The sequence below is a fragment of the Pseudoalteromonas arctica A 37-1-2 genome, assembly GCF_000238395.3.
Classification (GTDB): Bacteria; Pseudomonadota; Gammaproteobacteria; order Enterobacterales; family Alteromonadaceae; genus Pseudoalteromonas; species Pseudoalteromonas arctica.
The window spans coordinates 134,955-147,856 of sequence record NZ_CP011026.1 but is presented as its reverse complement, the minus strand read 5'-3'; the positions used below and the strand labels follow the sequence as shown (position 1 = coordinate 147,856).

Annotated in this window: 10 protein-coding genes; 6 read left to right on the top strand and 4 right to left on the bottom strand. The window is 41.3% G+C overall.

Going from position 1 to position 12,902, the window contains the following annotated elements; translation table 11 throughout:
• Positions 1-62: 62 nt before the first annotated feature.
• A complete protein-coding gene (locus tag PARC_RS18110; RefSeq protein ID WP_010554988.1) occupies positions 63-1,268 on the bottom strand; it encodes an anhydro-N-acetylmuramic acid kinase in 1,206 nt (401 codons plus the stop codon).
• 149 nt (positions 1,269-1,417) lie between these two features.
• Between PARC_RS18110 and PARC_RS18105 the strand changes: the two genes are divergently transcribed.
• The 4 genes from PARC_RS18105 to PARC_RS18090 all read left to right on the top strand — a co-directional run bounded on the left by PARC_RS18105 (position 1,418) and on the right by PARC_RS18090 (position 5,643).
• A complete protein-coding gene (locus PARC_RS18105) occupies positions 1,418-1,924 on the top strand; it encodes a GNAT family N-acetyltransferase (RefSeq protein WP_010554989.1) in 507 nt (168 codons plus the stop codon).
• A 179-nt stretch (positions 1,925-2,103) separates the two neighbouring features.
• Complete coding sequence (gene curA / locus PARC_RS18100) at positions 2,104-3,132, top strand: NADPH-dependent curcumin/dihydrocurcumin reductase (RefSeq protein ID WP_010554990.1); 1,029 nt, start codon at positions 2,104-2,106, stop codon at positions 3,130-3,132.
• Positions 3,133-3,182: 50 nt separating this feature from the next.
• Positions 3,183-3,800: a glutathione S-transferase family protein gene (locus PARC_RS18095; protein ID WP_010554991.1), complete on the top strand. Its 618-nt coding sequence runs from the start codon at positions 3,183-3,185 to the stop codon at positions 3,798-3,800.
• Between the two features lie 223 nt (positions 3,801-4,023).
• Positions 4,024-5,643 (top strand): methyl-accepting chemotaxis protein, encoded by a 1,620-nt coding sequence (locus PARC_RS18090; RefSeq protein WP_010554992.1) that lies wholly within the window; start codon positions 4,024-4,026, stop codon positions 5,641-5,643.
• 71 nt (positions 5,644-5,714) lie between these two features.
• Here PARC_RS18090 and PARC_RS18085 read toward each other — a convergent pair whose 3' ends face one another.
• Entirely contained in the window at positions 5,715-6,023 is a 309-nt protein-coding gene (locus PARC_RS18085; RefSeq protein ID WP_010554993.1) for a YkgJ family cysteine cluster protein, read from the bottom strand.
• A 45-nt stretch (positions 6,024-6,068) separates the two neighbouring features.
• Positions 6,069-7,997 carry a RecQ family ATP-dependent DNA helicase gene (locus PARC_RS18080; protein WP_010554994.1) on the bottom strand — a complete coding sequence of 643 codons (1,929 nt, stop codon included), beginning with the start codon at positions 7,995-7,997 and terminating at the stop codon, positions 6,069-6,071.
• 247 nt (positions 7,998-8,244) lie between these two features.
• On the opposite strand from PARC_RS18080, the gene PARC_RS18075 reads away from it, so the two are divergent.
• Both PARC_RS18075 and PARC_RS18070 read left to right on the top strand, forming a co-directional pair.
• Positions 8,245-9,549: an NAD(P)/FAD-dependent oxidoreductase gene (locus PARC_RS18075; protein WP_010554995.1), complete on the top strand. Its 1,305-nt coding sequence runs from the start codon at positions 8,245-8,247 to the stop codon at positions 9,547-9,549.
• Positions 9,550-9,644: 95 nt separating this feature from the next.
• A complete protein-coding gene (locus PARC_RS18070) occupies positions 9,645-11,144 on the top strand; it encodes a phospholipase effector Tle1 domain-containing protein (protein WP_010554996.1) in 1,500 nt (499 codons plus the stop codon).
• A 248-nt stretch (positions 11,145-11,392) separates the two neighbouring features.
• Here the strand turns inward: PARC_RS18070 and PARC_RS18065 are convergent, their stop codons facing one another.
• Complete coding sequence (locus tag PARC_RS18065; RefSeq protein ID WP_010554997.1) at positions 11,393-12,487, bottom strand: Fic family protein; 1,095 nt, start codon at positions 12,485-12,487, stop codon at positions 11,393-11,395.
• Positions 12,488-12,902: the final 415 nt, after the last annotated feature.

Sequence of the window (12,902 nt, the reverse complement as noted above, 5' to 3'; positions counted from 1 at the left end):
TCGCGCCGCGATTTAATCGCCCCTAGATTGAACAAATTTCAATCCACAAAGACCAACACGCCCTAGTCTGCAAAACTTACTTTACCCATAGTAACTCCCGCAATACCTTGTGCAGTATTACTTAGGTGTTGCTGCTCTCCTGCTAGGCATTCGTTTGCTAAAATAGCAAATAACACGGCCTCTTTTGCGTCGGGATTTATACCTAAATCGTCGGTATTTTTAAAAGCCTTAATACGTGGGCAAAGCACTGTAAGTTGCGCCATTAGTAACGGGTTATGAATACCGCCACCACTTGCATACACCACACAATTTTGTACGCGCTCTGCACACTCGTTTAATGCATTTGCTATAACGGTTGCAGTAAAGGTATTTAAGGTGGCCATTACATCTTCATGGCTTAAATGGTGAGTATTTGTAAGCTGCTGCGCGGCGTTTAAATACGCTAAGTTAAATACCTCAGGCCCTGTGGTTTTAGGCATTGGGAGTTTAAAAAATGCGTTATTACATAATGCATTTAATAATGGTGTATTTACCTTGCCTGCTTTTGCTATTTTTGCGCCATCGTCATAATGCATACCTTTAAAATATTGCTGTACGTAGGCATCCATAATGGTATTACCTGGGCCAATGTCGGAACTAAATACGCCGTTTGCATCACCATTTTTGGGTAAAAACGTTAAGTTAGCAATGCCGCCCATATTTAGCAAAATCCGACTCTCCACAGCGCTCGAAAAATACAAATAATCGCCATACACAGCCAGTGGTGCGCCCTCGCCTCCTGCGGCTATGTGTTTTTGTCTAAAATCACCAATGGTTGTAATACCCGTAGTAACGGCTATTTGGTCACTATCGCCAATTTGTAAGGTGCCATTAGTAAAGCTTTTGTGGTTATGCTGCGACTGCGGGCAGTGGTAAATGGTTTGCCCGTGGCTCGCTATTACATCAATACTTGCCGGGTTTATTTGCCAAGTATGTAAGCACTGGTTAACCATATCGCCATGGAGTTTACCTACCCACGGGTGCAGTAAAGTAACAAGCTCTAAATCACATTCTCGCTTAGCAAATACCTGCTTTATTTTAGTTTTATAATCGTCGTTGTAGTCAACAGTGGTAAAATTTAAAACCTCAATGTGTGTATTTAAGCCTGCGCCCGTTACTTTACACAGTGCAACATCAAGCCCGTCCAACGAAGTACCGCTCATTAAACCAATAATTAAACGGCTTGGTTTTTGGGCGCTGTTATAAAGAGCTTTAATGTGAGGGTGCATAATGGCATCTAAAATAGGTGTAATATTTTGCTTATATTAGAGGACTTTAAAACAAAGTAATAGCCGTAAACCGTTTAATTTAGGTTCTGATTGTTTAACGTTAAAATGATTGTTAAGTTAGTGTGCATACTAAAAATTTATGAAAAAATATGATCACCCTCAGAGAGTTTAAAGCCCAAGACGCGCCTTTTATTATTAACACCTTAAATGATGAACAGGTAACGCGTTATTTATCGTCAAAAATTCCGTTTCCGTATACGCAAGCCGATGCTGATTGGTGGATAAACCAAGGCTCAAAGAACGGCGTAATTGACGCAACGGCTAAGGCCATTGAGGTTAATGGGCAATTTGCCGGCTGTATTGGCATAACTCCCGGCGAATTTGAATACAGCCACAGTGGCGAAATTGGTTATTGGCTAAATAAAGCCTATTGGGGGCAAGGCATTATTACTCGCGCTATTGAACTTATATGCAATGAAGCGTTTGCAAACTCACACATAAACAGAATTTTTGGCGCTGTGTTTGCTGGTAATACCGGCTCTATGAAAGCACTTATTAAAAGTGGCTTTGAGCAAGAGGCTGTGCTTAAACAGGCCATTTATAAAAACGGGATGTTTTACAACAATCATATATTTAGTAAGCTCAAAGCAGACTAATTATTCTAATTAAATTTACGCAAAGGTTGAATTATCAACCACCCGCCCAAAACTCCTTTATTAAGGTACGCATTGTACATATTCATACTGCTTAGCCGCGCATTATTGTTTAGCTGATCACGATTTTTAAAGCGTAAACATTCGGTAAGTAGTTTATTTATATTAATAGGAGATCTTATATGTCTACGACTAGTCGCCAACTTACTCTTGAATCACGCCCTAATGGCGCTCCAACAGATGAAAACTTTAAATTAAAAACGGTAGAGCTTCCTGCATTAAAAGACGGCGAAGTTTTACTACGTACCATTTACCTATCGCTAGACCCATATATGCGTGGTCGTATGAGCGATGCTAAGTCGTACGCTGACCCTGTTAATATTGGCGATGTAATGGTTGGCGCAACCGTGTGCCAAGTAGAAGAGTCTAAAAACGATAAATTTAGGATCGGCGAGTGGGTCCTTGCCTACACAGGTTGGCAAGACTACGCCATTACCGACGGCGAAGGCTTAATGCAGTTAGGTAAAGAGCCTGCAAACCCTTCATACGCATTAGGTATTATGGGTATGCCTGGCTTTACTGCTTACATGGGTTTACTTGATATTGGCCAGCCTAAAGAAGGCGAAACCGTAGTTGTTGCAGCAGCAACAGGCCCAGTAGGTGCAACGGTTGGTCAAATAGCTAAAATTAAAGGCTGTAAAGTAGTCGGTGTTGCTGGTGGTAGCGAAAAATGTGCACACGCCGTTGAAAAACTAGGGTTTGATGCCTGTATTGATCACAAAGCTGATGACTTTGCAGAGCAGTTAGAAAAAGCCTGTGATAAAGGCATTGATGTTTACTACGAAAATGTGGGCGGTAAAGTATTCGACGCCGTACTACCATTACTAAATACCGCAGCGCGCGTACCATTGTGTGGTTTAGTATCGCAATATAACGCTACTAGCTTGCCAGAAGGCCCAGACCGTTTAGGTATGCTAATGGGTCAATTGCTTACTAAGCGTATTAAAATGCAAGGCTTTATCATTTTTGATGATTACGGCGACCGTTACGACGAGTTTGCACAAGACATGCAAAAATGGCTACAAGACGGAAAAATTCAATACCGTGAGCACATGGTAGAAGGCATCGAAAATACAGTAGACGCGTTCAACGATATGATATGCGGTAAAAACTTTGGTAAAACTGTGGTTAAAATTAATAAGCCACTTTAATTTTATACGGCTTGTAAGGCAAAGCCCTTACAAGCCACAAAAGGACTGACATGATCAAACTACACCATTTAAATAAATCACGTTCTAAACGCGTAATTTGGCTTTTAGAAGAGCTAAATGTTGACTACGAAATTGTGGCTTATCAGCGTAATAAAGACACCTTCCTAGCTCCTGACGAACTAAAGCATATTCATCAACTTGGTAAGTCACCGGTAATTGAAGATGGCGGTTTAATTATTGCTGAATCAGGCGCTATTACCGACTACCTTATTACCAAATACGGTAACGGTAAATTTGCTCCAAAAGTAGATACCGCTGAATATGTTGACTACCAGCAATGGCTGCACTTTGCAGAAAGCTCAGCAATTTTACCGCTTTTACTTAAAATGTTTGTACTAAAAGACGGCGCTAAAACGCAGTTTTTAGAAGGCTATGCTGACGCTGAAACAGCTAAAGTAATTAGCTACTTTAACGACCGCCTTGAAGGTAAACGTTATTTAGTGGGCGATACCCTAACGGGCGCTGATTTTATGATGTCGTTTATTGTTGAAATTGTTAAAAACTCAGGTCAATTAGCGCACTTTAAAAACCTTGTTAAATACGACGAGCAATTACAAAGCCATGAGAAGTTTCATACAGCTAATGAGCTAGAAGCAAAGTACGACTAAACCTTTATATAATATTTTTATATAACACTAAGGAGCATTTTGCTCCTTTTTTAATGCCTGAAAAACACTCCCATTAAAGTTACGCTTGTAAACTAAATTAACAAACAATCCCTTATTGCTAATAAAACTTTAATTAATAAGGCATAATGCTGCTATTATTTTAGAATAATCACTAATAATACAAGCTGCTCTTGCGCGTATTGACTCACACTTGGGATCAACCATGACCATAAACATGCGTTTAACGACCGGCTTTGGCGTAATTTTATCAATGATGCTTATTTTAACCATTATTGGCATTTCGCGCGTTAGCCTCATTAATAATAACATTACCCACATGACCGACGTAAATTCGGTAAAGCAACGTTACGCAATTAACTTTAGAGGCAGCGTACACGACAGAGCAATAGCCGTGCGCGATGTAGTGCTAATTACCGATCAAAGCAGTTTAAGCACCGTGTTAAAGAGCATAAAAGAGCTAAACGCATTTTACCAAACATCAAGCCGGTCTATGGCCGAGCTAATGGGTGATATGAATAGTGAAGAACGCGCTTTAATTAATAAAATAAATCAAATAGAGCAGCGCACTCAGCCTTTTATTCAAGGTGTTATAAACGCTAAAAATGCAGGAAACCTAAACGAAGCTGAACGTATTTTATTAACCGATGCGCGCCCTGCGTTTACCCAGTGGCTAAATGTTATAAACCAATTTATAAACCTACAAGAGCAAGCAAATCAAACCACCACTATTGATACTCTCGATATTGCCAGCTCGTTTAAAATTTGGATGATTTCGCTCACCGCACTTGCCTTTTTAATAGGCATAAGCGTTGCGTATGTTATTAGCCAACTGATCAGAAATTCAGTAGGTGGCGAACCACAAGAAGCCGCCGAAGTAATTGCCCTTATTGCGCAAGGCGACTTAAGAGGTGATGTACAGTCGTGTTGCCCAAATAGCATGATGGCTTCTGTAGGGGTGATGCAATCTAAATTAAAAACCATTGTAGATAGCATTATTAACTCATCTGAAGAGCTTTCTACTCACTCTGCAAGCGTAGCGTCTGGCTCGCAGCAAGCACTTAGTGCCGCTGACGCACAAGTAACCTATACAAACTCCGCAGTAAGTAGCCTAGAAGAAATGAGCCGCAGTATCCATGCTGTAGCCGACTCAGTTAGGCAAACAGAAGATAACTCAAAAATAACCGCACAATTGTCGCAGCAAGGTAGTATTGCAGTGCAAAAAGTAGCGGCCGAAATTGAGCAAATCTCAGTAACCGTAAAAGCCACAGTTACCCAAGTGAACGTGCTGCAAGAACATGTAAAACACATTGGCGATATTTTAAGTGTGATCCGCAGTATTTCTGATCAAACAAACTTGCTTGCACTAAATGCGGCAATAGAAGCTGCAAGAGCAGGCGAAACAGGCCGAGGTTTTGCTGTTGTAGCTGACGAGGTAAGGCAACTTGCCCAGCGTACTGGTGATGCAACTGGCGATATCGAAAAGATGATTTTGCAAGTACAAGAAAACACGCAAGCGTCGGTAACAGCTATGGAAACCACAGTACCACAAGTAGAAAATGGCCTAACGCTTACTCACGAAGCAAACGAGTTACTGCATCAAATACAGCAACAAGCTAACGATTCATTAAGTAACGTGCTTGAAATTGTTGAATCAACATCAAACCAAGTAGCCACCGTGGCGCAAATTAGTACCGACGTAGAAGAAATTGCCAGTATGTCCAAAGAAACCAGCATGTCGCTTAACAGTAACGCACAAGAAGCCGTTGCATTAGCTGACCTTTCAAACACACTTAAAAAGTATATTAGCTACTTTAAAGTTTAATTTTTATAGTAAGCAATAAACAAAGGGGCTTTTAAGCCCCTTTGTCGTTTATGTACTTTAATAATAGCGGACTATATACCCGCTAAATCGCGCTCGGTAATACACTCACCCGACGCCATTTCAAACTCGCGGCAAACTAATGGGCGGTTTTCGTAAATAGAGCACATAAGCGTATTGCGGTCGAGTGCTTGGCACCAACCGTCGTCAGCGCGTTTCATTACTTCGCTGCCCCATTTATCGTATTCAATGTAGTTAAAAGGCACGCCGGTGTCGGTTACTATGCGCACTTCTAATTGGCAACAACAGGCTTGGCAGTTAGCACACGTAACGGGCTCTGGGGTAGTAGAAATATTTTCAACGGGAATAACAATATGAGGCATAGTGGCTTACTTTTTTGAATAAGCCACTAGGATACAGTAACTAATTTAACGCGCTAGTAGTTTTGCTTTAATATCGCTGTAACGCATTTGCTCGCACAGCGCAAAACCACTCAGCTGGCGCACTTTATTACGCGCAAATAACGGCACACTCATCCCTGCTAAAAAGCGGCATTGGGTTTCAATACCCACATTATGATTACCCTTGCCTGCCATATGCGCTAAAAATTCATCTACCTTTTGATAAATAAGTTGCTCGTCAATATATGCAGGCTCTATAGAATATTCAAGCTTAACCGCATGGCCTCTACACACACTACAATGCCCACATTGCTCAGGTGCATTTTGATCGTCAAAATAGCGCGCTAAGTTATAGCTTAAGCAACTTTGTAGCTCAAAAAATCGTACCAGTGCAGCAATACGTTTAATTTCGGCCTGTTCTTTATCGGTAAAGTAATCGTGAAGTTGCTGGGCAAGTTCTGGGTTATTTATAACCTCTCCATGCACTTTGTATACTTGGGTAATACGTTTGGTTTCAAGCGTTATTAGGTTTTTTTCGGCTAGGTAATCAAGAGCAGCCACTACACGTTTTCGATCAACCTGCGCTGCTTGCGTAAGGGAGTCAAAATTTAGTGTGCCCCATATTTTTTTAAAGTCAGTATGGCTAAATATTTGCGTTAAAAACGCTTGGCGTTGCTCATCAAAATGACCAAGTAGCTCGTTTTTATCAACCAAAAATTTATATTTAAAATCGGCGTAGTAAGCATATTGCGGCGTTATAGCGCCTTGCATTTCAAGCTGTACGAGTAAGGTTTTTAGTGCCAATTGCCTAATATTACTTTCGCTTGAAAGACTGTATTCTTGCATTTCCCATTGCTGGTGGCTTTGGCGAATATCGTTAATTACGTATTCAATACCGCTAAGCTCTGGGGTGTCGCCATATACAAAGTTTTCAACCGTATTTAGGCCATCTAAATTAGCGAGCGTGTAGCAGTTTGATGGATTGCCATCGCGCCCTGCTCGGCCAATTTCTTGGCTGTAGTTTTCTATCGATTTTGGTAAGTCGTAATGTATAACAAAGCGAATATCAGATTTATCAACGCCCATACCAAAGGCTATGGTTGCCACTACGACGTTAATTTTACCAGCCATAAAGTCATCTTGAATTTGCCAGCGTAGCGTATCTTCAAGCCCCGCATGATACGCCACCGCGTGCACACCTTGCGCACTTAGCACATTAGCAACTTGCTCGGCGCTTTGCTGTAGCGTTACATACACAATACCAGGGCCATTTTGCGCGCGTACAATGTTGGTAAGCTCGGTGTTTTTATCGGCGGTTTTAACGCTCAGCACGCTTAAATCTAAATTGGCGCGATAAAAGCCCGTTTGCACAATGCACTCAGGCGCAATAGCAAATCGCTCTGCCATATCGCGTTTTACTTTTTTAGTCGCCGTTGCAGTAAGTAACAACACTAAAGGAATATTGAGCTCTTCGCGGTAACGCGGTAGTTTAAGGTAGTCGGGTCTAAAGTTATGACCCCACTCAGATATACAGTGCGCTTCGTCTACCACTAACATCGAAAGCGCCACTTGGCTTATAAACTCTCTAAAACGCTCGTTTTTAAAACGCTCAACCGACACCATTAATACTTTAATTTTACCATTTCGCACATCATTCATTACGGTGCTGCTTTGCATTTGATCTTGGCTCGAATCAAGGCTTGCCGCGTAAATACCTTTGCTATTTAAAAAGCTAATTTGATCTTTCATCAATGCAAGTAAAGGCGAAACCACTAAGGTTAAATTTGGTAAATGCAACGCAGTTAATTGATAGCACAACGATTTACCCGAGCCGGTCGGAAATATAGCCAACGACGATTGACCATTTAAAAGCTGCTCTATAGTTTGTTGTTGCCCTGTTCTAAATTGGCTAAAACCAAAATGCTGCTCAAGTGATTGAATTAGTGGCGTGGTCATAAATGTCCTTTTGATGTTTTTAAACAGCGATTTAACTGCACAGCTAGGCGATAAGAAAGTGAGTATAACTTATATACCTTTGATCATCATTTTTTGCTGACATATCCTTTATTTAGGCGCAAACTAGGCACCCATTAAATGAGTAGTAACTACTTGTTGCCAAAATAATTTATTGATACCCAAGTCACCTTAAAAAACTAATAAAAAATACAGATCACTTGGGTATATTATTTTTAAGGGCAACGTTATGAGTATTACAATACCTAAAATCGTCGTTATTGGCGGTGGTGCTGGCGGATTAGAACTTGCAACCCAACTGGGGCATAAGCTAGGGAAAAAAAAACAAGCTGATATACTGTTAATAGACAAAAACCGTACCCACATATGGAAGCCGTTACTGCACGAAGTAGCGACAGGCTCTATTGACCCTGATTTAGATGGCGTTGTGTATTCAGCCCATGCCGCAAAACATCATTATCGTTTTCAACTTGGCACCTTTTGCAATATAGACCAAAGCAATAAAACAATTACCCTCTCCCCATTAAACGACGAGTTAGGCCACACTATTTTACCTGGCCGTACAGTTCGTTACGATCACCTTGTTATTGCCATCGGCAGCGTAAGTAACGACTTTAATACCCCAGGTATAAAAGAGCATTGCTACTTTTTAGATTCAAGCCAACAAGCAGAGCGCTTTCAGCACTCATTACTAGATAGCTTTACGCGCCTCCACCAAGACGACAACCAACAACAATCACTTAATATTGCCATTGTAGGCGGCGGTGCTACGGGTGTTGAACTCTCAGCTGAGCTTTATCATGTGTCTGAGCTATTAAAGCTTTATGGCTTAACAAATATGTCGTCTAAGCGTTTGCATATTCATTTAATTGAAGCCGGACCGCGTATTTTACCTGCATTACCAGAGCGTATTGCCGTAAGTGCCAAGCGTGAGCTATTAAAGCTTGGCGTAAACGTGCGCGAACAAACGCAAGTGAAAGAAGGCACCGCGCAAGGCTTTATCACCAAAGATGAAGAACACATTAATGCTGATATTATGGTGTGGGCGGCAGGCGTTAAAGCACCTGATTTTATTAAAGACTTAGGCATTTTTGAGCTAACTCGTAGCAACCAAATTCAAGTAAATGAGTTTTTACAAAGCACCGTTGACGAAAGCATTTTTGTATTAGGCGATTGCTGCGCATTTACCCAAGCCGACGGTAAACAAGTACCACCACGCGCACAATCGGCGCATCAAATGGCGTTGTGCGTCGAAAAAAACCTCATCGCAACGCTAAAACAGCAACCTCTACGCGGCTTTAAATACAGCGACCATGGCTCGCTAGTTAACTTATCGAGCTACAGCACCGTGGGTAACTTAATGGGCAACCTAACCAGCAATACCTTTTTTATTGAAGGTAGAATTGCCCGCTTTATGTATATATCTTTATACCGTATGCACCAACGCGCCATACACGGCAGCGCAAAAACTTTTGCATTATGGATAAGCGAAAAAGTATTGCGTGTAGTGCGTCCTAAAATGAAATTGCACTAAAAGCGATTTAAATTAAAGGCAGTGAGCGCTATTACTGCCTTTAATTTTTAACATTGTCTGTGTAGAGTATTTAAAACAACGAAGGGAATTGGGTTATGACGGGTAAAACACTAATTTTCAATTTTGATGGTACGGGTAGCGAGCCCCGCGATGCAAAGCAATTTAGCTCAGGCCAGTTTAAAGAAGACAGTAGTATTTCTAATATTCTTAAGCTACACCTATTATTAGGCGGCAAGCTTAATGACTCTCCAATAACCCCACTTACTAACCAACTCAGTTTTTATTACCAAGGCATTGGCACCAAAGGCAGCCACCTTAAACGCTTTTTAAATCAAGCCTTAGCACCACGCAGTGACGATGTAGCCAGTATTTTAAATCAAGCACTTAACGACTTTAAAGCCCACTATCAACTAGGCGACACCTTACTGTTAACAGGCTTTAGCCGAGGCGCTGCGCTTGCCAGACGTTTTGCTAAATGCTTAGAACCCTTAATAAGCAACAACGTGTATGTATGTGTGTTTGATACTGTCGCCTCTATTGGCTTATCAAAAGTAAGTAAAGCTACACGCGGCGCAGAGCACGTTATTTTTGAAAACCACACCATTGCCAACAACATTACTCAAGCGCTGCACTGCGTAGCCATTGACGAAAAACGTCGCGCCTTTGAACCCACACTCATGAACCATCAAAACAATATTACCGAACTATGGTTTGCAGGTGCTCATTCAGACATTGGTGGCGGTTACTACCGCGATGGCTTAGCCGATATTAGCTTGCGCTATACACTTGAGTGGTTAATAGAACAACCGCTTAATATTTCGTTACTCACTAGCCACGATATAGATTACGAAACCCTGCTCCCCAATAGCAACTTAGTAGCACAAGATGACGTAACCGTTATTCCCGATCCGCTCGCACTAAGCCATCAACAAAATTACTTTTGGTTTAACCCGTTTTTTAAATTAGTAGATAGGCAGTGCTATGTATTAATTGATGACGAAGCCAGCAACCTTGAGCCCTTAGTGCACTACAGCGTAGCCGAACGTATTAATAAGCTAACCAGTTACCGCCCAGAATCGCTTAAAAAACGGCATTACAAAATTAGCTACAACGACAACACCACACTTAGCTTTATTGGTTTAAGCCAACATATAGAACTGGCTAATCAAAACATGAGTGTGCTGAGCATTAACCAAAGCCAAGACGTAATGGTATTTGCCTCAGAGCAATACAACGCAACCGGCCTCATGCTAGAGCAAGGCGCTACGTACCGCTTTACCCCATATCCAAATCAATACTGGTTTGACGATGGCATAAAGTGCACGCCATTAGGCTGGAACCGCGACAACGTACAACTTGGCGTAAAAGAAATCCCGATGGCCGTACTTGAACCATTTAGACGATTCCCTCGCGCACAATGGTTTTCACTCATTGGTGCTATTAATAAAAACGACGACCACCTTTTTGAAATAGCCAACGGCGCCGATATTAAAATAGATAAATCAGGCGAGTTTTGCCCATTTGCAAACGACTTAAGCCGCTTTTACGGCGCTAACGCCGGAAAAATAAAAGTGAAAGTAACGCGGTTGGGATAAGAGGTTGCACAGTATTTAAAATTGTAGGCGGGAATTTACATCGCGCTTTGGCATTATAAAAAACACCCGCGAGGTATAAAACCTCACCTACAACAACTCAAACACCACACTCAACAAACCCGTAGGTGCGATTTTACATCGCGCTTTGCTCTTATAAAAACACCCGCGAGGTATAAAACCTCACCTACAATAATTCAAACACCTATTCGCCTCACACAATGAGGCAAACAATATGTGTAATTGCCTCATTAGGCAATTTTGTAACGTGTACTACGCCCACCTGCGGCGGTTTTTGTTAAAAACCCAAGCGTTTGCAAGTCTGATAAATGGCGTGTTGCGGTTGCACGGCTAACCTTAGCCACCTTTTGATACTGACTCGCACTAATACCCTGTTCAAATTGGCCATCAAGTAACTTATTAAGCACTTTTACTTGCTGCTCACCTAGCTTTGTTTGATCTTTACTTGCCCAGTAATTGGTTTTAAAAATTGTTTGCTCAATATTATTAAGCGTATGGTGTATCGCATTATTAAGCGTACGTAAAAACCATTTAACCCATTGGGTAATACAAAGATCTCCACGTTGAGTGGCTTCAAGCACCTCGTAGTAGCTTTTTCTGTCTTCTAAAATAGCCACCGACATAGCGTAAAACCGAATTGACTCAGCATGTTCTTGCGCTAATGCCAGGTCGGTTATAAGCCGTGTAATACGCCCATTAGCATCCTCAAGTGGGTGTATTGTTACAAACCATAAATGTGCGATAGCTGCCCGAATAAAAGGGTCTATTTGAGGATCGTTTTGCGTTTTGTTAAACCAGTTAAAAAATAGCGAAAGCTCTTTATTTACTCGCTCTTTAGGAAGCGCCGTAAAATGTAATACCGGTTTATCTAAGCGCCCCGATACCACTTGCATTGGCTCGTCACCACGCAATTGCCCTCCCTCAATTTTAGTAAATAAACTTTGCTCACCTGCAAACAATAAGCGATGCCAAGTAAGCACTCGTTCTAAATTAAGCGGTGAGTCTGTGTTATTTATTGCATCAAGCATAGTCTCTGCAAGATTATCGCTTTGCACAGTTGTTGGGTAAGGTTGCTCATTAATATTGAGTTTTTTTGCAAGAGAAGAGCGAACCGAAAATGCATTAAGCTTTTCGCCCTCAATCGCACTGGAGTGAATAATATTTGCAAGTAAGGTATCAAGGGCCTGCTGCTTTTGTTGAGCACTTTGCACACCCATACGCCCTACTAATAAACCTTGATTATATGAAAGCTCCCTTAGTAAAGGAGCAAGCGCCGCAGCATCCCACGTAAAGTTTGGCCAGTTTTGCTGTTGCCATATCCACATAGTCTTTAGTCCTAAAGGTAATTAGCTTCAGTCTATGTTATTTATTTGCCTCATGCAATGAGGCGAATAGAAGAGTTAATTGCCTCATTACTTTTAAGCGTTAAACAGAACAATAATTCATTTTTCAATGGTAAAAACAATCCATTTATAAGCGAGGTATAAAACCTCACCTACATCATTGCAAACACCACTCTCAACAAAAGCGTAGGTGCGATTTTATATCGCGCTTTGGCTTTTAAATTAGGCCAAGCTAAACACCTGTAGGCGCCCAGCTTGCTCGCGCGAAAAGCGTAGCTTTTAAATTGTAAGCCGGAATTTATCTCGCGCTTTTAATTTTAATTTGTAAATATCGCGTTGATGCTGGCAACCAAAATATGAATTACTTACTCAAAATGCGTGTATTTATTTTCTATAA